Annotated in this window: 29 protein-coding genes and 1 tRNA gene; 23 read left to right on the top strand and 7 right to left on the bottom strand. The window is 41.0% G+C overall.

Annotation, left to right across the window (positions count from 1 at the left end):
- Positions 1 to 232 precede the first annotated feature (232 nt).
- The 14 genes from rpsF (at position 233) to alr (ending at position 10,580) form a co-directional block, all read left to right on the top strand.
- Entirely contained in the window at positions 233 to 574 is a 342-nt protein-coding gene (gene rpsF / locus ACHUE3_RS17610; protein ID WP_036980061.1) for a 30S ribosomal protein S6, read from the top strand.
- A 69-nt stretch (positions 575 to 643) separates the two neighbouring features.
- The gene (gene priB / locus ACHUE3_RS17615) at positions 644 to 946 is read left to right on the top strand and encodes a primosomal replication protein N (protein WP_135473388.1); all 303 of its coding nucleotides are present in this window, start codon (positions 644 to 646) and stop codon (positions 944 to 946) included.
- A gap of 12 nt (positions 947 to 958) precedes the next feature.
- A complete protein-coding gene (rpsR, locus tag ACHUE3_RS17620; protein ID WP_002962753.1) occupies positions 959 to 1,186 on the top strand; it encodes a 30S ribosomal protein S18 in 228 nt (75 codons plus the stop codon).
- A 35-nt stretch (positions 1,187 to 1,221) separates the two neighbouring features.
- The gene (rplI, locus tag ACHUE3_RS17625; protein ID WP_058548074.1) at positions 1,222 to 1,674 is read left to right on the top strand and encodes a 50S ribosomal protein L9; all 453 of its coding nucleotides are present in this window, start codon (positions 1,222 to 1,224) and stop codon (positions 1,672 to 1,674) included.
- A 292-nt stretch (positions 1,675 to 1,966) separates the two neighbouring features.
- Positions 1,967 to 2,401, top strand: a complete 435-nt coding sequence (locus ACHUE3_RS17630) for a type IV pilin protein (RefSeq protein ID WP_394193634.1) — start codon at positions 1,967 to 1,969, stop codon at positions 2,399 to 2,401.
- 4 nt (positions 2,402 to 2,405) lie between these two features.
- Positions 2,406 to 2,855, top strand: a complete 450-nt coding sequence (locus ACHUE3_RS17635; RefSeq protein WP_394193635.1) for a GspH/FimT family pseudopilin — start codon at positions 2,406 to 2,408, stop codon at positions 2,853 to 2,855.
- Entirely contained in the window at positions 2,855 to 3,268 is a 414-nt protein-coding gene (locus ACHUE3_RS17640; protein WP_394193636.1) for a type IV pilus modification PilV family protein, read from the top strand. The genes ACHUE3_RS17635 and ACHUE3_RS17640 overlap by 1 nt, the downstream gene beginning before the upstream one ends.
- Positions 3,268 to 3,795, top strand: a complete 528-nt coding sequence (locus ACHUE3_RS17645; protein ID WP_394193637.1) for a PilW family protein — start codon at positions 3,268 to 3,270, stop codon at positions 3,793 to 3,795. Before ACHUE3_RS17640 ends, ACHUE3_RS17645 begins: the two co-directional genes overlap by 1 nt.
- Entirely contained in the window at positions 3,795 to 5,621 is a 1,827-nt protein-coding gene (locus tag ACHUE3_RS17650) for a DUF7305 domain-containing protein (protein WP_394193638.1), read from the top strand. The genes ACHUE3_RS17645 and ACHUE3_RS17650 overlap by 1 nt, the downstream gene beginning before the upstream one ends.
- Positions 5,622 to 6,042: 421 nt before the next feature.
- Entirely contained in the window at positions 6,043 to 6,594 is a 552-nt protein-coding gene (locus tag ACHUE3_RS17655) for an RNA polymerase sigma factor (protein ID WP_394193639.1), read from the top strand.
- Positions 6,581 to 7,063, top strand: coding sequence for a hypothetical protein (locus tag ACHUE3_RS17660; RefSeq protein WP_394193640.1), 483 nt, complete (start codon positions 6,581 to 6,583; stop codon positions 7,061 to 7,063). The genes ACHUE3_RS17655 and ACHUE3_RS17660 overlap by 14 nt, the downstream gene beginning before the upstream one ends.
- Positions 7,064 to 7,074: 11 nt before the next feature.
- Positions 7,075 to 8,016, top strand: coding sequence for a DUF4097 family beta strand repeat-containing protein (locus ACHUE3_RS17665; protein WP_394193641.1), 942 nt, complete (start codon positions 7,075 to 7,077; stop codon positions 8,014 to 8,016).
- Between the two features lie 105 nt (positions 8,017 to 8,121).
- Entirely contained in the window at positions 8,122 to 9,501 is a 1,380-nt protein-coding gene (gene dnaB / locus ACHUE3_RS17670; protein WP_394193642.1) for a replicative DNA helicase, read from the top strand.
- The gene (gene alr, locus ACHUE3_RS17675) at positions 9,501 to 10,580 is read left to right on the top strand and encodes an alanine racemase (RefSeq protein WP_394193643.1); all 1,080 of its coding nucleotides are present in this window, start codon (positions 9,501 to 9,503) and stop codon (positions 10,578 to 10,580) included. The genes dnaB and alr overlap by 1 nt, the downstream gene beginning before the upstream one ends.
- Before the next feature lie 2 nt (positions 10,581 to 10,582).
- Here the strand turns inward: alr and ACHUE3_RS17680 are convergent, their stop codons facing one another.
- Complete coding sequence (locus ACHUE3_RS17680; protein WP_087531146.1) at positions 10,583 to 10,822, bottom strand: DUF2960 domain-containing protein; 240 nt, start codon at positions 10,820 to 10,822, stop codon at positions 10,583 to 10,585.
- 129 nt (positions 10,823 to 10,951) lie between these two features.
- Here ACHUE3_RS17680 and ACHUE3_RS17685 point away from each other — a divergent pair, with 129 nt between their 5' ends.
- Genes ACHUE3_RS17685 through ACHUE3_RS17695 form a run of 3 tightly spaced genes read left to right on the top strand, consistent with a single transcriptional unit; the run spans position 10,952 to position 12,658 of the window.
- Entirely contained in the window at positions 10,952 to 11,203 is a 252-nt protein-coding gene (locus tag ACHUE3_RS17685; RefSeq protein WP_058560330.1) for a hypothetical protein, read from the top strand.
- 24 nt (positions 11,204 to 11,227) lie between these two features.
- Positions 11,228 to 11,851 carry a nicotinamide riboside transporter PnuC gene (pnuC, locus tag ACHUE3_RS17690; RefSeq protein ID WP_394193644.1) on the top strand — a complete coding sequence of 208 codons (624 nt, stop codon included), beginning with the start codon at positions 11,228 to 11,230 and terminating at the stop codon, positions 11,849 to 11,851.
- Between the two features lie 9 nt (positions 11,852 to 11,860).
- Positions 11,861 to 12,658, top strand: a complete 798-nt coding sequence (locus ACHUE3_RS17695) for a phosphotransferase (RefSeq protein WP_394193645.1) — start codon at positions 11,861 to 11,863, stop codon at positions 12,656 to 12,658.
- A 19-nt stretch (positions 12,659 to 12,677) separates the two neighbouring features.
- Here ACHUE3_RS17695 and ACHUE3_RS17700 read toward each other — a convergent pair whose 3' ends face one another.
- Positions 12,678 to 12,860, bottom strand: coding sequence for a hypothetical protein (locus tag ACHUE3_RS17700; protein ID WP_058560327.1), 183 nt, complete (start codon positions 12,858 to 12,860; stop codon positions 12,678 to 12,680).
- Positions 12,861 to 13,109: 249 nt separating this feature from the next.
- On the opposite strand from ACHUE3_RS17700, the gene ACHUE3_RS17705 reads away from it, so the two are divergent.
- A tRNA-Arg gene (locus ACHUE3_RS17705) sits at positions 13,110 to 13,184 on the top strand.
- Between the two features lie 69 nt (positions 13,185 to 13,253).
- Entirely contained in the window at positions 13,254 to 13,478 is a 225-nt protein-coding gene (locus ACHUE3_RS17710) for a Rho-binding antiterminator (protein ID WP_394193646.1), read from the top strand.
- Here the strand turns inward: ACHUE3_RS17710 and zntB are convergent.
- Positions 13,456 to 14,427, bottom strand: coding sequence for a zinc transporter ZntB (zntB, locus tag ACHUE3_RS17715; protein WP_394193647.1), 972 nt, complete (start codon positions 14,425 to 14,427; stop codon positions 13,456 to 13,458). The genes ACHUE3_RS17710 and zntB overlap by 23 nt on opposite strands.
- 412 nt (positions 14,428 to 14,839) lie before the next feature.
- Between zntB and ACHUE3_RS17720 the strand changes: the two genes are divergently transcribed.
- From ACHUE3_RS17720 to ACHUE3_RS17730, 3 genes are read left to right on the top strand one after another with little or no spacing between them, the layout of a single operon-like run.
- A complete protein-coding gene (locus tag ACHUE3_RS17720) occupies positions 14,840 to 15,268 on the top strand; it encodes an ATP-dependent zinc protease family protein (protein WP_394193648.1) in 429 nt (142 codons plus the stop codon).
- Positions 15,269 to 15,278: 10 nt separating this feature from the next.
- Entirely contained in the window at positions 15,279 to 16,184 is a 906-nt protein-coding gene (gene rimK / locus ACHUE3_RS17725) for a 30S ribosomal protein S6--L-glutamate ligase (RefSeq protein WP_099296208.1), read from the top strand.
- Positions 16,171 to 17,229 carry a succinylglutamate desuccinylase/aspartoacylase family protein gene (locus tag ACHUE3_RS17730; protein ID WP_394193649.1) on the top strand — a complete coding sequence of 353 codons (1,059 nt, stop codon included), beginning with the start codon at positions 16,171 to 16,173 and terminating at the stop codon, positions 17,227 to 17,229. Before rimK ends, ACHUE3_RS17730 begins: the two co-directional genes overlap by 14 nt.
- A 43-nt stretch (positions 17,230 to 17,272) precedes the next feature.
- Here the strand turns inward: ACHUE3_RS17730 and ACHUE3_RS17735 are convergent, their stop codons facing one another.
- The 4 genes from ACHUE3_RS17735 to recQ form a co-directional block, all read right to left on the bottom strand.
- Positions 17,273 to 17,818 carry a mechanosensitive ion channel domain-containing protein gene (locus ACHUE3_RS17735; RefSeq protein WP_394193650.1) on the bottom strand — a complete coding sequence of 182 codons (546 nt, stop codon included), beginning with the start codon at positions 17,816 to 17,818 and terminating at the stop codon, positions 17,273 to 17,275.
- Between the two features lie 75 nt (positions 17,819 to 17,893).
- A complete protein-coding gene (locus tag ACHUE3_RS17740) occupies positions 17,894 to 19,597 on the bottom strand; it encodes a POTRA domain-containing protein (protein WP_394193651.1) in 1,704 nt (567 codons plus the stop codon).
- Between the two features lie 72 nt (positions 19,598 to 19,669).
- Positions 19,670 to 19,969, bottom strand: coding sequence for a DUF3630 family protein (locus tag ACHUE3_RS17745; RefSeq protein WP_394193652.1), 300 nt, complete (start codon positions 19,967 to 19,969; stop codon positions 19,670 to 19,672).
- A 14-nt stretch (positions 19,970 to 19,983) separates the two neighbouring features.
- Positions 19,984 to 21,807 carry a DNA helicase RecQ gene (gene recQ / locus ACHUE3_RS17750; protein ID WP_394193653.1) on the bottom strand — a complete coding sequence of 608 codons (1,824 nt, stop codon included), beginning with the start codon at positions 21,805 to 21,807 and terminating at the stop codon, positions 19,984 to 19,986.
- A 109-nt stretch (positions 21,808 to 21,916) separates the two neighbouring features.
- Here recQ and ACHUE3_RS17755 point away from each other — a divergent pair, with 109 nt between their 5' ends.
- Entirely contained in the window at positions 21,917 to 22,372 is a 456-nt protein-coding gene (locus tag ACHUE3_RS17755) for a thioesterase family protein (RefSeq protein WP_394193654.1), read from the top strand.
- The last annotated feature ends 30 nt before the right edge of the window (positions 22,373 to 22,402 follow it).

The raw sequence follows: 22,402 nt of genomic DNA on the forward strand, positions 1-22,402 counted from the left end.
AGCTGATAGCTGATAGCTGATAGCTGATAGCTGATAGCTGATAGCTGATAGCTGATAGCTGATAGCTGATAGCTGATTTTTTAACCCCCCACCTAAAGCTAAAAAACCTGCTTGCTTAATTTTCCAACTAAGCGTAAAATGCGCGCTCATTTCGGCCTATTTAATATTAATTCCTTGCCTTAAACCGACTGGCTGAAACGGTAGAAGGCTCTATTAACCGTAAGGAATATCCATGCGTCATTACGAAATCGTATTCATGGTTCACCCTGATCAGAGTGAGCAAGTTGCTGGTATGATCGAACGTTATACTGGTTCTATCACTGAAGCGGGTGGTACTATCCACCGTCTTGAAGACTGGGGCCGTCGTCAACTGGCTTACCCAATCAACAAGCTTCACAAAGCTCATTATGTTCTTATGAACGTTGAAGCACCTACTGAAGTAATCAGCGAGCTAGAAACTACTTTCCGCTACAACGATGCAGTGCTTCGTAACTTAGTTATGCGTACTAAAAACGCTGTAACTGAAGCGTCTCCTCTTGTAAGAGAAGAGAAGAAAGAAGCACCAGCTGCTTAATTGTTTTGAGTCCAAGCATGGCGCTTGTTCAGTTGAGTTATTAAGATGAGCCAAAAGCTTAACCCTTACATGAATCAACTGACACTATCTGGAGTTGTTTGTAAAACACCCAAATATAGCCAAAGCCCTGCTGGTATACCGCATTGTATTTTTGTTATTGAACATAAATCAATGCAAATTGAAGCAGATCTTAACCGTAATAGTTATGTGAAACTTCAAGTGGTTGCTAGTGGTAAGCAAATGCAACAACAGACTCAACATTTGCACGTTGGGCAGGCATTGCAAGTGAGTGGTTTTTTAAATCGCCACGAAGGTCGTAACGGCCTTAGCCAATTGGTTTTGCATGCTCAGCATATAGAAAGAATTAATTGAGGAATTTATCTCATGGCACGTTATTTCAGACGTCGTAAGTTCTGCCGCTTTAAAGCGGAAGGCGTACAACAAATCGATTACAAAGATCTAGCTACTCTTAGAAACTATGTTACAGAAAGTGGCAAAATCGTACCTAGCCGTATTACAGGTACTAGCGCTAAATACCAGCGCCAGCTAGCAACTGCTATCAAGCGCGCTCGCTACTTAGCCCTTCTTCCATACACTGACTTACATAAGTAAGCAGCGGATTAACAGTTTTTAAAAGGTGTAGAAACATGCAAGTTATTCTACTAGATAAGATCGCTAACCTAGGTAGCCTAGGTGAACAGGTTGTAGTTAAATCTGGTTTCGCACGTAACTTCCTTTTCCCGCAAGGTAAGGCAGTTCCTGCGACTAAAGCTAACATTGAAACTTTTGACGCACGTCGCGCAGAACTTGAAGCGAAAATCGCTGAACAGTTAGTTGCTGCACAAGCACGCGCTGACAAACTAGAAGCATTAGCTGAAGTTACATTAGTATCTAAAGCGGGTGACGAAGGTAAGTTATTCGGTTCAATCGGTACTCGTGACATCGCTGACGCTATCTCAGCTGTTGGTGTTGAAGTTGCTAAATCAGAAGTTCGTTTACCTCTAGGTACTATCCGTGAGACTGGCGAATTTGACGTTGCAATCGCAGTACACTCAGACGTAACGGCTACTATTAAAGTAATCGTAATCGCTGAAGCTTAATTTTTAATTAAGCCAAAAAAGCCGTGCTCATTGAGCACGGCTTTTTGTTACCCAACAGAATGAACTAACTACTTATATTGTTCGTATATGTAAGTTGTTGTTAGTTATAATGTATTAGAGTAAAAAATGTTTTCGGTGTAGCTTTTTTTCACCGAGCCAAGTCGAAGAAAAACCATCGAGTAGTAGATATACTTTTATTTGTTGTTTTCATTTCGATTACAGTTTGTTGACAGTGACAGCGTTGTCACTGTATATTGTTTGTGCACTGGGCATGGTGTGAAGGAAGTAATTGATGAACAATAAAATGAAAAAAAGTGTATTACAACATGGGTTTACACTCACTGAGTTATTAATAGTTGTTGCAATAATAGGTATTCTTTATAGTGTAGCTTTACCTTCATATACGGAACATATGGAGCGCAGTCGCCGCGCTGATATTCAGCAGGTAATGTTACAATATGGTGCAAGCCTAGAGCGAATATATTCACGTAACGGTGGTTACCCAAATGCATTTAATGCTGCCGTAAATACTGAATTCTATACTTTTTCATATACACCATCAGATAGAGTCCCCGGTGCAGCTGCTGCCGATGATTTTCGTAGTCGAAAGTACACTTTAAAAGCGACTCCTAAAGCAGGGTCAGCTCAAGCGAATGACCGTTGTGGTACCTTAACGTTAACCCATGATGGTTCACAGCTACCTAATTCTAATAGTTGCTGGGGTTAGCCAAATGAACAAAGCCTCAGGTTTTACTCTTGTTGAGTTAATGGTGGTGGTTGGTATCATCGCGATTATGGCTGTGCTTGCATTTCCCTCATTTAGTCAGCAAATAATGCAAGATCGTGTTGTAACAACCGCCAATCAGTTGAACAGTGTATACAAGTTTGCGCGCAGCGAAGCGGTAAAGCGCGACAGTAATGTTAAACTTGTTGTGAGCGGAGATAAATGGCAAGTAAAGGCACCAGTTGATGGAGTCGAAACCTTGTTGCGTGAGTTTGCTATTCAACATCAAGGTATTGATGTTTCATTAGTAGATAAAACGATTATGTCTACTGGTGAGGTTTCGTTAGCAAGTACTATTTTGATTAAAGATGATAACGAAAAAACGACGGACTATTATCTTTGTGTTTTAAAAAGTGGTCAAAATTGGTTAGCTGAAAAATCCACTGGGTGCGCGTAATGAAATCGCAAAATGGTTTTTCATTACTTGAGGTTATGATATCGGTTGTGATTGCGGGTATTGCTTTACTGGGTCTTGCCTCTGCGCAGCTAAAATCTTTGCAGTACGCGACCAATAGCTTCAATTACACTGTTTCTTTAATTCAAGCGCAAAATACCATAGAGCGATTATGGCCTCATATTTGTGAATTGCAAACAACGAACCCTGACCTATTTACGGATGTGAACTTTCGCGCTGCGCTTGAACCACAAATCGCCGACTACACGTTAACCTTACCAGTAGCTTTTGATGATGAAATGCAGGTTATTGTTAGCTGGAATGACGAGCGTATTAAGCAAAATGATCCTTTGGGTTTAGAAAATCAAATCACACTCAATGCCAGTTACCCTGATTTATCGGCCGGGTGCAGTTAATGGTTTATCGTAGAGAAAAGCAATGCGGTTATACATTAGTAGAGTTAATGGTAGCACTTGCCGCAGGGGCGTTTTTACTTGGTGGTGTGAGTTTGGCATATTCAGCCATAAAAGGGACAGTGTTGGTTGGCAAGGAGTTAGAAAACGCGCAAGAAGTTATACGCTACACCAGCAAGGTGTTTACTCGCAGTATTAAGCAAACACCCGTTACACCTGTAGTGAGTGCCGATGGTTCATCGATTACAATAACACAGCCTGCAGGGGTAGTGACTTGTACAGGGAATGTGGCAGCGGCAGATGTGAATGAAGTGTACAGCCTAGACGGTAATAACCTTATGTGCACACTCGGTGCGTTGACGCCTGAGAGGTTATTAACTGGAATAGCGTCGCTAAATTTTAGCATTAACAATGAGCTAGTCACAATCAACGTTAAACCAGAGCAGTTACCAGCCCAATTTGGGAATGCAGTTACTATAGAGCTTGCTGCATCTAATGTTATTCTTGAAAAAGTATACAGTGGTGATTAATGAATAATAAACAGCGTGGCTTTACATTAATAACAGTGCTTATTTTAACAAGTATGGCCAGCATTGTTGTACTTAACTCCTTACGTGAAAACCTTGTGCAAGAACGTTTGACGGGCAACTTTCAAAAGAAGATTAATAGTCGCCTGTTAGCTGAAAAAGGGGTGTTTGAAGAGGCGAAGTTATTAAAACAGGCACTAAACGACAATAAGGCGCTGGATGTCGATGGCTTAATTGCGGCGGCAGGAAATGCGACAGGGAGTGGTTTAATTGGCGATGATGCTATTTATAATGCGACATTAAGTAAAAATGCAGCAGGAGAAATTGAAATTGCTAGTCAAGGCCAGCGATATGGCGGCGATGCGGTAAGTAATCTTGTTGCTCGCTATAAAATGATCCCTGGTGCACCTAAATCTCCCTTTGAGCAAGCCATTGTTGGCTGTGAAGGGGTACTTGTTAATGGCAGTGGTCGTATTGACAGTTACGACTCAGCGGACGGGCCTTATAAAGAAGAAGATGCGGGTACAGATGCACGGGTAGGAACAATTCATCATGACTCCGATGTTTCCTTAAGTGGAGGGTCGCCTATTTGGGGAGATGTGATAGTTACAGGTAATGTGACTTTAAGTGGCAGCTCACCTGTGATGGGGGATATACATGCCAATGGAAGTGTTACTATCAATGGCGGTACTGGTACCGGGGTGCCTGATGGCTACCCAGCTGATACTCGCGTAGCAGGTGATATTTTATCAATGCAAAGCATTGATTTCACTGGAGGCCGTGTTTTAGGTGTATTAAGGGCGATAAAAGATTTAACAATCCGTAATAATGATGACGGTATTGTTGAGAATAGAGAAGCTAATGGTCTCGATATTATGTACGGTGGTAAAGGTAGCTTCCCCAGTGATTTAGGTGCGCACCAGTATCAAGATGGTAAACCTTACTCACATGATGTGTTTAAACAAGTACCAAACATCCAACCAGTCCCTTCGGTTGACCCAAATAACCCAGATCCAAATCATGACTACACAGATCCACGTACTAACTGTGATCCGATTTTGGTTGTTCGTAACAATGAAAGTTTGGCGGGCAGTGATACCCTAAATGGCTTAAATGTTATTGAGTTCTCGGCGTTTAACTTTACAGCAACTCAGGGCACATTTACTAAGTGGCCTAGTTGGAAAAAGCCGATGGGGCAAAACATTACGCCTGTTTCAAGAACGGTTTTTGAGCAACCTAATCAACAAGTTTATGTCTTGGATAGCCTTACAGTTTCTGGTGGGAAACTGACTGTTCAAAGTGGTGATGTAACTTTATATATTAAAAACGACTTTCGGTATAATAACCATCCCAGCAATGGATTTGAGATTGCATCTGGCGCCACACTAACAATTTACATAGAAGGGCGCGTTATTATTGATGATGAAATAACAGCGCATGAGCCTATTTCTTCGGTTGGGCGTGCTGTTTTTAGCATCTTTTCAAGTTACGAAACGCCTGACATGGATCCGCTGGTGTGTCATGGTGTGCCTTCAACAGGCAATAAAGTTGGCGTAGAGCTTTTGTCAAATGCATCTATGTATGCAGCGATTTATGCACCTAGAGCCCATATTCAAGTTAATTCAGATTCTGGTAATGACTTTAATGGCTCCCTGAGAGGTAAAACGGTCTCAACATGCGGTAATGGTGGGATCCATTATGACAAACGTTTAAAAGATATTAGTGCTGGCGGCGGTGGTGCTACAGTACCTAAATTACAGTTTCTAGGTTGGTCATACAAAGCCCCCGAAACTATTGTTGAAGAAACAGAAGAAGAAACAACTCCTTAAGAATATGGCTGCACCCCAATGTAGCCATTCAACACTGGTTATAATGGCGATTTTCTCATTGACCTTTCACTCAGCAAATAAATAATTTAATTTCTTTTAAACCTTTTTAGCCTTGCCTAACGTCTAACTATTCAAGAAACTAAGTAACCTCAACTCTGGGTAATAAATCTATCTCCAGCGGCTACTTTTAACGCTAACTGCGTTGAATTTACTTGCAATAGGCCAGCTATTGACGCGTAAATTCGCCTTGTTATCGCTAAAAGTCTCCGGCTGGAGAATAACGGGAGATTTGTTATTTAATATCAATATGTTATTACATATTTTAACCGGAGTTCAGGTTAAATATGAATAAAACATATTTTTTAATGGCTTGGGTATAAACTCAATTCATAACAACAATTATAAAGGGACAACATCAACGATGTTGATAGATGCTAAAGAGGCTTTTGCACCCCCTTCTGAGGATGCATTAATTGCGCAAGTTAAAATGGGTGATCAACAGGCCTATGCCCAACTGTATACGTTACATGTTAAGCGGGTCTATGCTTTGTGCTTACGTTTACTTGCGGACAAAGAGCATGCAGAAGATGCAACACAAGAGGTCTTTGTTCAGCTGTGGCATAAAATTGCGAGCTTTGAAGGGCAATCACAATTTTCCACATGGTTACATAGTGTAACCAGTAATATTGCGATTAGTTATTTAAGAAAGCATAAAAACTGGCTGCAAAAGGTGGTGAGTTTTGAGCAAAGTGGGATGGATGAACAAAGTGCGACTGATTGCCAAGGGTTAAATGGGCTCGATAAATTAGTGCTGCGATTACCTGAGCGAGCAAGAATGGTGTTCGTATTACATGCTATTGAAGGTTACCGCCATGAAGAAATTGCGACCATGCTTGGAATGGCTGTCGGGTCGAGTAAATCGCAATATCATCGTGCAAAACAGTTATTAAAAGAGTGGTATGAAAATGAGTAAACCAGATTTTGAAACATTCTTAGCTGAGTCAATTAACAACTCAGAGACGCAGATTGCGCCGCAAAAAGATTTATGGCAAGGAATAGAAAAAGCGATTTCGAACCCTGCCACAAAACAGCGTGAATCGTCTATGTGGCCAAAACTTGCTGGAATTGCAGCATGCAGTGTTGCTGCATTATTAAGTGTTCAGCTGGTCTTTAATAGCTCAGCTCAAAACACCAGTGTTGCAATGAGTGACTTTTTTGCAGAGCAAAAACAAACACTATTAGTGCAGTACCAAAACCAGCCTGCGTTAACAGATAACTGGCAACAACAATTAACTGAGCTAGAAGATGCAGAGCGGGCAATTAAGCAAGCATTAGAAAATGAGCCCGAAAATCCCGCATTATTAAAAATGCTGGCGCAAGTTTATCAACAGCAATTAGATCTAATTAATAAGGTGCATGCACCTAAGTGGCAAACAATTTAGGAGTAATAAGTATGAAAGCATTAATCTTAGCGATGAGTATGTTGCCGCTAATGGCAGTTGCAGGGCAAAAAATTGATGAGCAAATTAGCGTACCGGCCAATAAACGTATTTTTATTGATAATCAACGCGGAGATGTGCGCGTTGAAGGCTGGGATAAAGCAGAGCTTAAAATAAGCGGTGAGCTAGATGATAAAGCACAAGGTTATCGTTTAGAAGTTGAGAATGACCGTATTGAATTTATTGTTAAAATGCCACGCAACCAAAACTACGGTTGGAATAGAGGTGATGGGTCAGAGCTTGTAATCTTCATGCCAAAGACCAGTGAACTAGAGCTGTCGGGTGTGAACGTTAATGTTGTGGCTAGAGAGCTTAGTAATGGCACTGATATCGACGTAGTAAATGGTGACATTACATTATCTGCTATTGAAGGGGATATAAGCGTTGAAACGGTTAATGGCGACGTAGATGCGACAAACTTAATTGGTGATATTCGCTATGAAACCGTAAATGGTGAAATTAACGATAGAGACTCACAAGGCAAGTTACGTTTTACAGCTGTAAATGGTGATATTAAATCAACGTCGAAAGCACAAGATGTGCGATTAGAAAATGTTAATGGGGATATCGACTTTACCCTTGATACTATTAAAAAGTTACGTATCAACACCGTTAATGGCGAGGCTGAAGTACGTATTAATCGCTTACTTGATAAAGCTGACATACGCTTTGAGTCAGTTAGTGGTGATGCCGAGTTCTTTTTTCCGGATGATATATCTGCTAAATTTGAAATTGAAGCACATGCAAATGGCAAGATAGTTAATGAGCTCAGCAATGATAAAGTAAAAAAAGCTAAATATGGCCCCTCAAGTGAACTTGAGTTTAGTGTAAATGGCGGCGATGCTGATATTGAAATAGATACAATCAGCGGCCGTATTGAATTACGTAAAAAATAACCTACCACTTTATAGTCAAAGCAGGAAAAGAATTCCTGCTTTGCTATTTTCACAACCTCAGCAAGTCGATAGAATAGAGCTATTCCCTGTTAGTATTGCGAAGTTATGGCTAAACCAGATAAACAAGTCGACACCCTTAAAGTTCCTCCCCATTCCATTGAAGCAGAACAATCTGTTTTAGGTGGCTTAATGCTTGATAACCAAGCCTTTGACCGTGTTGCTGAACTGGTTGTTGCGCAAGATTTTTATACGCGTACTCATAAACTTATCTTTGAGGCGATGGTTGAGCTTGCTGAAATTGGTGATCCGATAGACCTAATCACGATTTCAGAGAGCTTAGAAAAAAAGAACTCACTGAGTAATATTGGTGGTTTTGCTTATTTAGCTGAAATCGCCAAAAATACACCCAGTGCTGCAAATATAGACGCTTATGCAAATATTGTACGTGAGCGTGCAGTGGTTCGTGAAATGATCGGCGTGGCTAACGAAATTGCTGAAGCGGGTTTTAATCCAGAAGGGCGAACCAGTCATGATTTGCTCGACTTTGCAGAAAGCAAAGTATTTAAAATTGCTGAGCAGCGGACAAAAAGCAGTGAAGGCCCGCAGAGTATTCATAATATCTTAGAGAAAACCGTTGATAAAATTGAAGAGCTTTACCAGTCACCGCAAGATGGTGTAACGGGTGTAAGCACCGGGTATGCTGATCTAGATAAAATGACAACAGGTCTACAGCCCTCTGATTTAATCATTGTGGCAGCGCGTCCATCAATGGGTAAAACCACGTTTGCGATGAACTTAGCTGAACACGCCGCAATGACGCAAGATAAGCCTGTACTTATTTATTCATTAGAGATGCCATCTGAGCAAATCATGATGAGAATGCTGGCCTCCCTTGGCCGTATTAACCAAACCAAGGTTCGTACGGGCCAATTAGATGATGATGATTGGGCGCGTTTATCATCCACCATGGGCTTACTGATGGAAAAGGGTAAGATGTACGTGGATGATGCATCAGGTCTAACACCGACTGATGTGCGTTCAAGAGCACGTCGTATTGCTCGAGATCATGGTGGTATTAGTATGATCATGGTCGATTATTTGCAGTTGATGCGGGTACCGAGTTTGTCAGATAATCGTACCTTAGAGATTGCAGAAATATCACGCTCACTTAAGTCATTAGCTAAAGAGCTAAAATGCCCCGTTGTGGCACTTTCTCAGCTTAACCGTACTCTAGAGCAACGTGCTGATAAACGACCAATTAACTCGGATTTACGTGAATCAGGCTCTATCGAGCAGGATGCCGATTTGATCATGTTTATTTATCGTGATGAGGTTTACAACGAAGACAGTACAGAAAAAGGCATCGCTGAAATCATTATCGGTAAACAGCGTAACGGCCCTATCGGTAAAGTACGTTTGACCTTCCAAGGCCAGTTTTCGCGTTTTGATAATTACGCCGGCCCAGCAGTTGATGACGAGTATTAATGCGTTTAGCAGTAGCACAAATAAATTTATCAAACCTTGCGCATAACCTTGCGCAAGTAAAACGATTTGCACCTAATAGCAAGGTGATGGCTGTATTAAAAGCCAATGCCTATGGCCATGGTTTAGTTAAAATTGCACAACATTTAAATGATGCTAATGCCTTTGCCGTTGCTAGAATTGATGAGGCTCTTGCGCTTCGTGCCGGTGGCCTGACAAAACCTATCGTGCTGCTTGAAGGTGTATTTCACCCCGAAGATTTAGCTATCCTGCTTGCTAACAATTTTCAAACTATTATCCATGATGAGAATCAATTAATTGCGCTTGAAGAGGCGCAATTAGAGGCGCCAATTAGTTGTTGGCTGAAAATAAATACCGGTATGCACCGTTTAGGTATTGCGCCATCGCAATTAAATAATTTTTACCAGCGATTAAGCGCAACCAAAAATGCTAACAGCACTATTAATTTAATGACGCACTTTTCGTGTGCAGATGACGTGAGCGATGTAAAAACAGCTGAGCAAATTGCGTTGTTTGACTCTCTCGTTGCTGGTAAGCAACAAGCACATTGCCTAGCTAATTCTGCTGGAATTATTGCATGGCCTGCTGGGCATGGAGATTGGGTACGCCCAGGGCTTATGATGTATGGTGTATCGCCTATGTTGGGGGCTTTAGGCCATCAACACAATTTAAAACCAGTTATGCGCTTAACAACCCGAGTAATAGCTATTCGTGATGTGGATGCAATGCAGTGTGTTGGCTATGGTGGTAGCTGGCACTCTCAAAGCGCAACTAAGTTAGCAGTGGTTGCAATGGGTTATGGTGATGGTTATCCGCGTCATGCGAAGCATGGCACACCTGTAGTGATAGGTAATAAGCGCTATGGTATTGCCGGTAATGTATCTATGGATATGATAAGCGTAGACATTGGTGATAACAGCGAAAATATTAAAGTGGGTGACGAGGTAGTAATGTGGGGCCCTGAATTACCTGTTGAAGAGATCGCGCAATGTGCAACCACGATCCCTTATGAATTATTGTGTAACATTACCCCACGAGTGAGCTATGAGTATCTCGATTAAGGCTATTCTTTAATAAAGTAGATATCAGCAAAGCCCATTCGAGCAAACTCTTGATCGCGAAAGTTACGCACCGCGGCAGATCCTTTCGATGTCATTTCAATTTGTCGTACCATATTTAAATAGTTGGTTAAATCTATACCTTCAGCCGCAGCTATCGCCTGATACATATCTTGATATTTATCTTTGGCGAAGTTAATTTCACGAGGTTGATTTTTAAAAGTGTAGGTAATACGTCGTGCCATGGAATACTCATAATTAAAACTAATAATGCTAATTTTACACCTTCTTTGCCGTCGCCTCTACCATTGAATGACTTGTAAGCAGTAGCGAGTTACAATAAGGTAATTATTTTAATAATGAGTGCGTTAGTAATGAAATTATCTGTTGAGATCAGTAAATACCCACTTCACCAAGACTATATCCCATTTATTAAAGGGTTTATTGACCGTTTAAATACCTACGATGATTTAAAAGTGATCACTAACACGTTATCTACACAAATATTTGGCGACTATGATTTAGTCATGTCTGTTCTTAATACGGAAATTAAGCGCTCGTATGAAGAGTTTGGTAAAGCTATCTTTGTGTGTAAATTTCTCTCTGGTGACCTTTCACCTGAATAAACTTAGTATTTTAGTGAGCCAATAATGGATTTTATTACGCAAACTCTTGCAGGGTTTACTGCAATGTCGCACTGGGAATATATTGCAGTCGCTTTGTCTATGGCCTATCTATTGTTGGCTATAAAAGAAAACTTATGGTGCTGGCCGGCAGCATTCTTTAGCACGCTAATTTATACCATCATGTATTGGAACGGTGCTTTGTTGATGGAGTCATTACTTCATTTTTATTATATGTACATGGCAGTTTATGGTTGGATGGTATGGCGCAAAGGTGGTGCAAATAAGCAAGAGCTGGCCATTACCTCATGGGGTATAAATCAGCATATAGCTATCATTATTGGTACTTCGTTGGTTGCCACTTTACTGGGTTACATAATGACTAATTATACCCATGCAGATTTTGCTTACCTAGATAGTTTTACAACCTGTTTTGCTGTGGTCACCACGTATTTAGTGGCTAAAAAGGTACTTGAAAATTGGCTTTATTGGATAGTGATAGATGCCGCATCAATGTATCTATACTATGAAAAAGGCTATTACCCAACGCTCGCGTTATTCGTATTTTATACAGTAATGGCTGCATGGGGATTTAAAACTTGGTACGAAGAGTACGAACAAGATCAAGCTAAGCCTTTAGCACAACTATAATGAGTAGTGATGAACTTTGATAAAATCAGTGCAGTATTTAGTGCTTTTAATGCTCAGTTAGTTATTACTCATAGTGAACGCTTACATAGTGGTTTAAGCAACGATAATTTTCTCGTTCGCACATCAAGCCGTGGTTATTTGCTCAAGTGTTATCGTGAACACTGGCCTGCAGTCGGTTTAAAGGCTCAAAATAAGTGTGCTGTGTTTGGCGTGTGTTCAACTCCTCTATGGACTGATCAGGCACAACGCATAGCTATATTCGAATATATAGAAGGTTCAACTGCGCAAAGTGAGTTGGATCAGCAGCTAATTAGTAAGCTAGTACACCTTCATCAGTACTGCGTGCTGACTGAACCAATGGATATTAAGTACGAGCTTGATTATTATCAAAGCACAGCACTTTATCAATTTTATCAGCATGACATAGAGCAAGCGTTGGCTAGGATAAAAGCTTTTAAGCGTGATCGTGGGTTTTGTCATAATGATCTGGTTCAAGAAAATATTATAGAGAATGACACTGGAATGTATTTAATTGATTTTGAATACGCCAAAAGCAATGACGTGTACTTTGATCTGGCAGCATTAGCTGTGAGCTTTAAATTAAATCAAAAGCAAAAAGCAGACTTACTTAATGTTTATCAAAACAAGCGCTCAAAAAGCTCTGAGTTTCATCACTCTATAGACAAGCTAGTATGCTATGAAGTGGTTTTTTTAGTGTTGTGTATATGTTGGTACAGCGCACGCAATGTTGATGATAAAGTAACGACTTTACGTGCGCAATTGGATGACTTGATAAGTAAAGTGTAAGTGCCGTCTTTACTGTGAATTAAAGGCCACCAAAGCGAGCAGCTAGCTCTTTGTATTTTGCTACTTCCTCAGCATCAAACTGTGGCTCTCCATTGGCATCTTCAGACTTTGCAATTAATAGGCTCTCTCTGGCTAAGCGTTTAACGCGCTCAACTTTAACCCCTAAAAACTCGGCGACTTGTTCTGTCGACATTAAACTCATAACTCTACTTCCTCGTGGTTAACTATTTCGAAAAGCGGTTTTGAACCGTACAGATGTTACAAAATAGTTATTAATTTTTATCAAGTATAATTTAATAGCTGTTTTTTGTCTTCTTGTGAAGTAAATTATTATAATTAGTGTATTAAATGAGCATATAAGCAACAGATGCTGGCATTTAGCACAAGATGTCTTTATTATTACCCGTGCTAAAGCATCGATATCGCGAGTCGGTGTGGCGGCAACAAATGTGCTCTCGTGGTGAAATGGATATCACGTGGCTCTCCGGAAGCTAAGTTGCAGGTTCGATTCCTGCCGAGAGCGCCATTTGCTTTTCTTGTATGTTAGCTCTCACTTTCTTTTTACACTTAAATTTTCACTCTTTTGAGATCAGTTATGACTTATCAGCCGATTAAGTGTAGTGATTACGATCAGCTTGAACTTTTTTGTATGCAACAAGCTAGGGTCACAATTACAACAACTAACGATGAAACCCTAATTGGTAAAGCGATTAACCTTGAAAACCATAAAGGGCAGGGGGAGTTTTTGCTTATCAGCTGCGAAAAACAAGGCGAACATAAAGTCCGCCTTGATGAAATTAAAGCCATTTCTTATTTTTAAAATAAACGCCTATACCGCCTGTTAGCACAATTAAAAATACCACAAATGCGCTAAACGCGTACGGGCTATCAGTGCCTGGGATCCCTCCTACGTTAACGCCGAGCAGCCCTGTTAAAAAGCCTAGCGGTAAGAATAGCGCCGCAACAACAGACATTACATACATGCGCTGATTGAGCTGCTCAGACACTTGGTTAGTGATTGTTTGCTGAATAATTTGGGCGCGTTCAATGGCACTGTCTAATTCTTCAAGGTATCTTATCAGCAAGTTAGTAGTTTCATTTAGCTTGGCCTTATCCGTTTCTTCTAACCATGCGAAACGATTACTGGCAAGCGAGCTTAATGCTTCCTTTTGTGGCCGTAAATATCTTTTTAAAGCAATAGTCTGCCTGCGTAGCTGTGATAAGCCTTGGTTATCAAAGCGCTTTGTAGGTTCGTCAATCTCACCTTCAAAAATATCTAAAGTATCGTCGAGCTCATCAATCACACTTTGCATTCGAGAGGTTAAACTTTGTGTTAAATGACACACTAATTCAGAAATATTGCACGGACCATCATTTTGCATCAATGAATCCAATACATTTTGTACTGATATCAGGCGACGCCTCCGTGTCGTAATCACAATATCCTCATTAATAAAAAGGCGCAATGACACCATATCTTCAGGGCTTTGTGCCGGGTTAAGGTTTACGCCGCGCAAAAATAGCATTGAGCCTTTGGCTGCTTTACTCAGTCGCGGCCTAGTTTCATCAGCAATAAAAGACTCTAGCTCATAGTCAGTCAACAGCTCGCTGTTTTTTAGCCAGTTAACTGCTTGATCTTCAGAGTAATCTAAATGCAGCCAAAGTTTTCCTTGTTCAGGTTGCCAATTAACAATAGTGCTACTAGTGTCTAGTGTGTGTGCACCGCCTTTGCCATCGAGTAGCACCGCATGAAGTAAGCCATCGAACATAAATTTGTCTCTACTTGTAATAAGGTCGCTATAGTTGTCTAATATTTATACCCAAGCAACCTCAAGATGCAAGTTTCAGTTGGAATTAAAAGCGATTTAGGCAAGGCATTGATTGCAAATAATAGTGGTTCTATTGTTAAAATCAATAACGCAGTATAAGTCGCTTTTAAACCAACCCGTTGGGCGTTTCACAGGCACTTACTCTCATTGTTGTTCCTTCTTAAAAGGGATTGCCATTGTTGCAAAGTAACGCCTTGATATTAAGCCCCTGTGAAACGCTGAATTCTTCATCTTGAGGTGGTTTGGGTATACTCTAGGTCAATTAAAGTTTTTTATCGACAAGAGTAATTTATTTCGTTGGTGTTTATTCGGCAATCGCGTATAAGTCATTTTTTTATTAAAGGGCGCATTTATGACGGCAAAAATTACAGTTGGTTGGCGTGAGTGGTTAAGCTTACCTGAGCTTGGTATAAATAAAATAAAAGCAAAGGTGGACACTGGCGCCAGAACGTCATGCATACATGCTATTAATATTGAAGAATTTAAACGCGACGAGCAGCAATGGGTTCGTTTTACTGCTCAGCCTGTACAAGATAATGAACACACTCAAATTGAGTGTGAAGCAAGAGTAAAAAAAATGAAATACGTAACCAGTTCCAGTGGAGAGCGTCAGTTACGTTATTTTATTGAGACCATGCTCCACGCAGGAGGCGAGAGCTGGCCTATTGAAGTGACATTAACTCGTCGCTCAAGTATGAAGTTTAGAATGTTGTTAGGGCGTACCGCCATGGAAAATCGCATAGTCGTTGATCCGGCTTTATCTCATTTATTAGGTAGTTAAGGTTTTAACTATGAAAATTGGTATTTTATCTCGTAATAAAAATTTGTATTCAACACGTCGTTTAATTGAAGCCGCTACAGAGCGAGGCCATGAAGTTAAAGTGATTGATGCATTACGCTGTTATATGAACATTAACTCAGAGCAACCTGAAATTCATTATCGCGGTGAAAACTTAAAAGACTTTGATGCGATTGTGCCACGTATTGGTGCATCAGTTACGTTTTATGGTTGTGCTGTTTTACGTCAGTTTGAAATGATGAACGTATTTCCGGTTAATGAATCTGTAGCAATTTCTCGTTCACGTGACAAGTTACGTTCATTACAGCTTTTATCTCGTAAAGGTGTAGGCATGCCTGTTACAGGCTTTGCGAGTAAACCTGATGACGTAAAAGATTTACTTGAAATGGTTGGTGGCGCGCCTGTGGTGATTAAGTTACTAGAGGGCACTCAAGGTATTGGTGTGGTGCTTGCCGAAACACGTAAAGCTGCTGAAAGTGTTATTGAAGCCTTTATGGGCTTAAAAGCGAATATTATGGTTCAAGAGTACATAAAAGAGGCCGGCGGTGCTGATATTCGTTGTTTTGTTTTAGGTGACAAAGTAATTGCAGCTATGAAGCGTCAAGCGCAAGAGGGGGAGTTTCGTTCAAATCTCCACCGTGGCGGTAGCGCAACATTGGTACGTATTACCCCTGAAGAACGTAAAACAGCGGTGGCTGCTGCTAAAGCAATGGGCTTGAATGTAGCCGGCGTTGACTTACTTAGATCATCTCGTGGGCCATTAGTTATGGAGGTGAATTCATCACCAGGCCTTGAAGGTATTGAAGTTGCAACAGGTAAAGATATTGCAGGTATGGTGATTGATTTTATTGAGAAAGCCGCTGCGACTAAAGGAACTGCAACACGTGGCAAAGGTTAAGATCAATAGCGCCTTTTCTTTATTGGGCGAAACCGTTGGGGTTGGTGAGCGTAAAACGTTAGCATTAGAGGCCGCAAAGCTTTATACCCATTCGCCTTTGAATATACCGATTGAAGTGGTTAATGGTGTACAAGAAGGCCCAGTATTGATGGTGTGCGCTGCCATACATGGTGATGAACTCAATGGTGTGGAAGTGGTTCGTCAGCTGCTTTCTAAAATTGATGCCAGTCAGTTGCGCGGAACACTTATTGCGGTGCCAATTGTGAATGTATTTGGCTTTATTCATAAGTCACGTTATTTACCTGATCGTCGAGACATGAACCGCAGCTTTCCAGGTTCTATTCGTGGCTCATTAGCAGGGCGAATGGCGCATATGTTTTTCTCACAGGTGGCTGTTCATTGCACGCATATTATTGATTTACATACGGGGGCAATACACCGCACCAACTTGCCACAGATCAGGGCTGACTTGAGTGATGGAGCAACAGCTGAAATGGCCAAAGCATTTGGTACTCCCGCTGTTATTGATGCCTCATTGCGCAATGGTTCACTTCGCAGTGAAGCCGCTAACTTAGGCATTCCTGTGATTACGTATGAAGCCGGTGAAGCGTTACGTTTTGATCCTCTCGCCATTGCAGCGGGTATGCAGGGCGTTGATTATGTTATGCGCCACTTAAAAATGATTCGCGGTAAACGTGCTAAAAAATTACCAGAGCCGATTATTGCAAGCTCAACGAGCTGGGTACGCGCTGAGGTTGATGGTATTGTCCGAGCTCAGGTATCACTGGGTGAGCGAGTCGTTAAAGGGCAAATTTTGGCTTATATAAGCAGCCCGCTTGGGGATTCTGAGCTTGAGTTATTAGCTCCGCGCAGTGGTATTATTATCGGACAACAAACCATGCCACTTGTGAATGAAGGTGATGCTGTGTTTCATATAGCCTATTTTGCTCATGCAAATAGCTTAGTGGAGCAACAGCTAGAAACGTTTATGGATGGTATTAATGATTTGGAAGATGAGCTTAAAACAGCAGAGTTAAATAACTAAATAATTTGCTTTATTAAGGTGTGTAGGACAACTTACACACCTTTTAACTTAGGCTTTTTTTAGGTCCTAGCATACGTTTATTTACCACGGCTTTTGTTGGTTTTGGCTCATTTTTTAATACCATAACAGGTCGTGTAACAAATAAATTGTTCGGATAGATAACACGGTGACCATCGATATGCTCAAGTACTACATTCATTAAACCCATTTCAACGATGCGTCCTTCAACAAAATTAGCGCCATCAATAACGCGTACCCAGTAACCAACGCGACAATCATTTTGGATAAACATTAATAAGAACGAAGTAAGATTGCTTAATAGTGACCAAGCAGCAAATAGCGCCACACCGAGCATCGCAAACAATGATGATCCAAGCACTAATAAACCTCTTAGCTCAATGCCCCAAAACACGAGTACTAAGCATACCATTACAATCGCGAGGATAATTTTTAATAAAAGTTCTGCGCGGTATTTGCGGTGTATATCTACTTTACCTTTTATTGTTTTTTCGAGTAATTTTTTAGTTAACTTTAAAAACACAGGGAAGGATAGTAAGGCAACTAATGTGACTACCCACCTGTACTGCATATTAAAAACATCAAACAGTTCCACTATTACTCAGCTCCAGTTATAAATGTGGTTAATTATCATGTGTGGCAGCCTTTAAAAGGCATTTTTAACAGTCACCAGCCATTGTACAGAATCAACATCATCACTCTTATCTAAGGGAGCTGCAATGTCGATATGAATGACTGTACCTGCATTAGCACGACTCGGTGCCAGCCTCAGGCCAACGCCGATATTTTTTAATACCTGGCCATTGGCACCGTTGTGCTTATCGTTAAACCAGGCTCTGCCCATATCAAAAAAAGCGGCGCCGCCGACTTTAAATAATTGCAGTAAATCATATTCCCAATAATAGCGCTTTTCAAAGTTAATTAAAAAGCTTCGGTCGCCTTGCTGATAATTAAGTGGGTAACCACGCAAGCCATTTTCGCCACCTAGATTAAGCTGCTTATCTGGGGTTAGGTTTTTTGCGTAATCTAAACGTATTTTGGTATACCATGATTGTTTCACGCTGGTGTTTAAGTAATATTGTATTTGGCTGGTGGCAAACAGGTTTTCAAGTTTACTATGTTGTTCGTTCCAGTTCCCTTCTAGGTTGGCATAAAAGCGCCATAAAGTGTTGTCTCCACTAAAGTGAGCTTTTTTAGCATTAAATGAATACACAGCACGGCTATCGTCGTCGCTTAATTCTTCGCTCGAGTAACCAACTAAGGCCTTTATATTCCAACCAAGGTTTAAATCTTCAGTACGGTAAATGCTGTCAAAATTGCGCACTTTAATATAGTGATCTTCAAACCAATGACCGCTTACATAGGGATAACTTAGATTTCGGCCTACTGCCAGAGGAGGGGGCGTTGTTGAGGTATTGCTAAATGAATGCTCTTCAAAGATATAACCTGCATTCAGGCGTTGAGTCCAACTATCTCCTAGTTGTTTGGAGTGACCAAAGTAAAACCGGTTGTAATGTGTTTTTTGCTCAAACTCACTATATACCTCACCTCGCTTGTAAAGAGACTCAATACGTTGGTCAGAATAACTAGTCAAACCATAGCTGTAGGGAGTATCAATGGAATAGAATGGGTAAGTAAGTTCGAGTAAGTGGCGTTTACCATCACTATTATCAGAGTACTCTATGCGACCACGATAGCGCGTTGAAAAAATATTGGGATCGTCATAAACAAATAAGTAGCCCTCGCGGTCAGCATCGCTTGTACGGGAAAATGATAAACGTTTACCCCAACCAAGCAGGTTAGATTCGCGAAAGCCAATACTGGATTTATTTTCACCACCGCTGCGACTGAAGCTTATCTCAGGTAGCAGGGTCCATAGATCTCTGGTTGATACTTGCACATCAATATTGCCATCACAGTTAAGCTTGGCGTTGATACCGGCATCATATAGATAGTTTTGCTTGCGTAATAAACGCTCTGATTCTGATAGTTTTTTAGGTTCGTATTCATCACCCGGTTTAAATAACAATAAATTAGTAATGACATCAGGCTCAGTGGTTATGTGAACGCGATTGGCGAATCTAAAAATAGCGTTATTTTCTTCTTCTAAGTCGGTATTAAATACATTGAGTTGATTGTAGGTGATGTTACCTATTTCAGCGCCAGGTGTTTTTTTTGGAAGTTGTTCGACACCATTGAGCTGGCGTCTTAGGTTTTGCTCTGAAGGGGCGATAGTGCGTTGATTACTACAACTGTTGCTATCAAACTGCTCAGCGAAAGTCTCTGGGCTGTATAAGCCAATACTCATACAGCTTAGCAATATTGTTGTGTAATAACTATTTGCGACCATTTAAACCCTAGAACATGAATTAGTTAGTATATGTATACTACACTACACACTAACTAATTATGTATGTCTAGATCATTGTTGCAGTTGAGTCATAAAATACAATGTTAATGCTGCAAGTAAATGTTCCGCTTCTGCGCCTTCGCCGTTAATCCAAATACTGTTACTGTAGTGCTCAAAATTTAAATTAAAGTTGTGTTGTTCATAATTGAATCGCAGTTGATGACGGTCAGCACCCGCTTCAAATTCTGTAATGGTAATTAGTGGGAAGTGGAGAAATAAGTTAGCCCAAAGCTCAAAATCTTCGTCGTTTGGCATTTCTGTTGGTGAAATGATGATGGCGTTATGCTTATTATCAAGTTGAAAATCTATCATAGTGTTACCGTCATTTAGGAGGTGGCTAGGTAATTACGTATCGCAGTTAAAAATGGGCTGCCGTATTTATTGAGCTTAGTAAAACCAACCCCTGAGACTTTTAAAAATTCGCTGTCGTTGGTTGGCATAAGCTGAGCCATTTCTGCCAGTGTTTTATCATTAAAGACAACATAAGGTGGTACATCATCATCATCAGCAAGCTGCTTACGCAATGCGCGTAACTTTGCGAATAATTTTTTGTCGTAATTAAATTGCGCCAGCTTATCTTGATATACGTGTTTAGCTTGTAGTCGTGGTTCAGCCATCTGTAAGCTGTACTCACTTTTTAAGACAGCACGTGCACCTTCGGTTAAGCGTAACGTCGAGCCTTGAGTTATGTCCTGGCTAAGTAGGCCTTGATGAATCAATTGGCGTAAAATACTCAGCCAAAATTCACTACTGTGCTCCTTACCAATACCATAAGTACTCAATTGGTGATGATTATTATCCCTAATTCGGCTGGTATTCGCGCCTCGTAGGAGTTCCACTATGTAACCTAAGCCAAATCGTTGCTCAGCTCGATAGACACATGAGAGAGCTTGCTGCGCAACTAAAGTACCATCGAAGCTCTTGGGTGGATTTAAGCAGATATCACAGTTACCGCAGGGTTCGCGTTGATATTCACTGAAATAGTTAAGCAGTATTTGTCTACGACATGTTTGTGCTTCGGCAAAGCTTGCCATGGCATTGAAGCGCTGCTCTTCAACGCGACGCCGTTGCTCATCTTCAATATCTTCAAAAAAGCGCCTAACGCGGCCTATATCGGCTGGGTCAAAATACATGATTGCTTCAGCTGCGAGCCCGTCACGTCCTGCTCTTCCTGTTTCTTGATAATATGCTTCTATACTTTTGGGTATGTCATAGTGCAGTACAAAGCGCACATTGGGTTTGTTAATTCCCATGCCAAATGCCACAGTCGCAACTACAATTTGTATATCATCACGGGCAAAGCCTGTTTGTACGAACTGGCGTTGTTCGTTACTCATGCCAGCATGATAAGCAGCAGCATTTAAACCAGCGTCGGCAAGCTTTTCAGCGATATCATCAACACATTTACGGCTAGTGCAATAGATAATGCCACTTTGATTTTGTTGTTCTTTTAAGTAGCGTAGCAGTTGCGTGAGTGGTTTGAATTTTTCTTCAATGGTGTAGCGAATATTAGGTCTATCAAAACTGCCTGTGTGGATGTAAGGTGTTTGCAGCCCAAGCTGTTGCACAATATCGAACCGAGTTGCCTTGTCTGCTGTCGCCGTTAAAGCCATCATTGGTACATGCGCAAAATGCTGCTTTAGTTCACTTAAACGGCAATAGTGGGGTCTAAAGTCATGCCCCCAATGCGATACACAGTGCGCTTCATCAATAGCAAATAAACTGATATTTAAGTGGCTCAATCGCTCTAAGAACTCTCTTTGTAACACTTTCTCTGGGGCAACATACAGCAATTTTATTAGGCCACTATGTAACTGTTGGTATATCTGTTGTTGCTCATCACGATTTAGGCTGTTGTTTATATACGCAGCCTTTACACCGAGAGCTTGCAATTGAGTGACTTGATCTTGCATGAGGGAGATTAAAGGTGAAATCACGACTGTGAGGCCACTCAAAGCTAAGGCAGGTACTTGATAGCACACAGACTTGCCTCCGCCAGTTGGAAGCAGTACAAGCGAGTCCTTGCCATCAAGTGCAGCATTAATCACGGCTTCTTGGCCGTCTCGGAATTCGCTATAACCAAATACTTGCTTTAGTATGGCTGCGGGAGTGCGCACTAAGGCGCTTGAAGTAGGGGCTAGTGTATTCATCGCGGTTATTTTAGAGCTTTTAAGCGACCTTGCATAGGAGCTTTTTATCGCGCTTTCTTTTTAGTTGTGCTTTACTCATCTTACCAGTTTGCAATAGTGAAAAATAACAATGAATAAAACCATGCTAACCAATCAAGTTGCCCACGTTTTTGTTGAGCAAATGCCGTTTAATCAATTTTTACAAATTAGCGTTAAATCACTTAATGCAGAGCAAGCACAGATAACCTTTCCTTGGCAGGATGTATTTATTGGTAATCCTTCGCAAAAAATTCTGCATGGTGGAGTTATCTCCGCGGTACTTGATAATGTCGGTGGTATGCTTGCTGCGGCTTCTATCATTGATAAACTTGAAACGATTGATGTAATCAGTATTCAAAAACAGCTATCAACACTCGGCACCATTGATTTAAGAACCGACTACTTACGACCGGGTAAAGGAGCAGAGTTTACCGCCAGTGCTACGTTGATTCGCTCAGGAAATAAAGTGTGTGTTTGCCGAATGGAGTTACACAATGAATTGGGTGTGCAAATTGCCTTTGGTACAGGGACTTATTTAGTTGGATAAAACACGGCTCGAAGAGTAAACTAGCCGCCT

The sequence above is a fragment of the Pseudoalteromonas atlantica genome (assembly GCF_043641955.1).
Lineage (GTDB): Bacteria > Pseudomonadota > Gammaproteobacteria > Enterobacterales > Alteromonadaceae > Pseudoalteromonas > Pseudoalteromonas atlantica_A.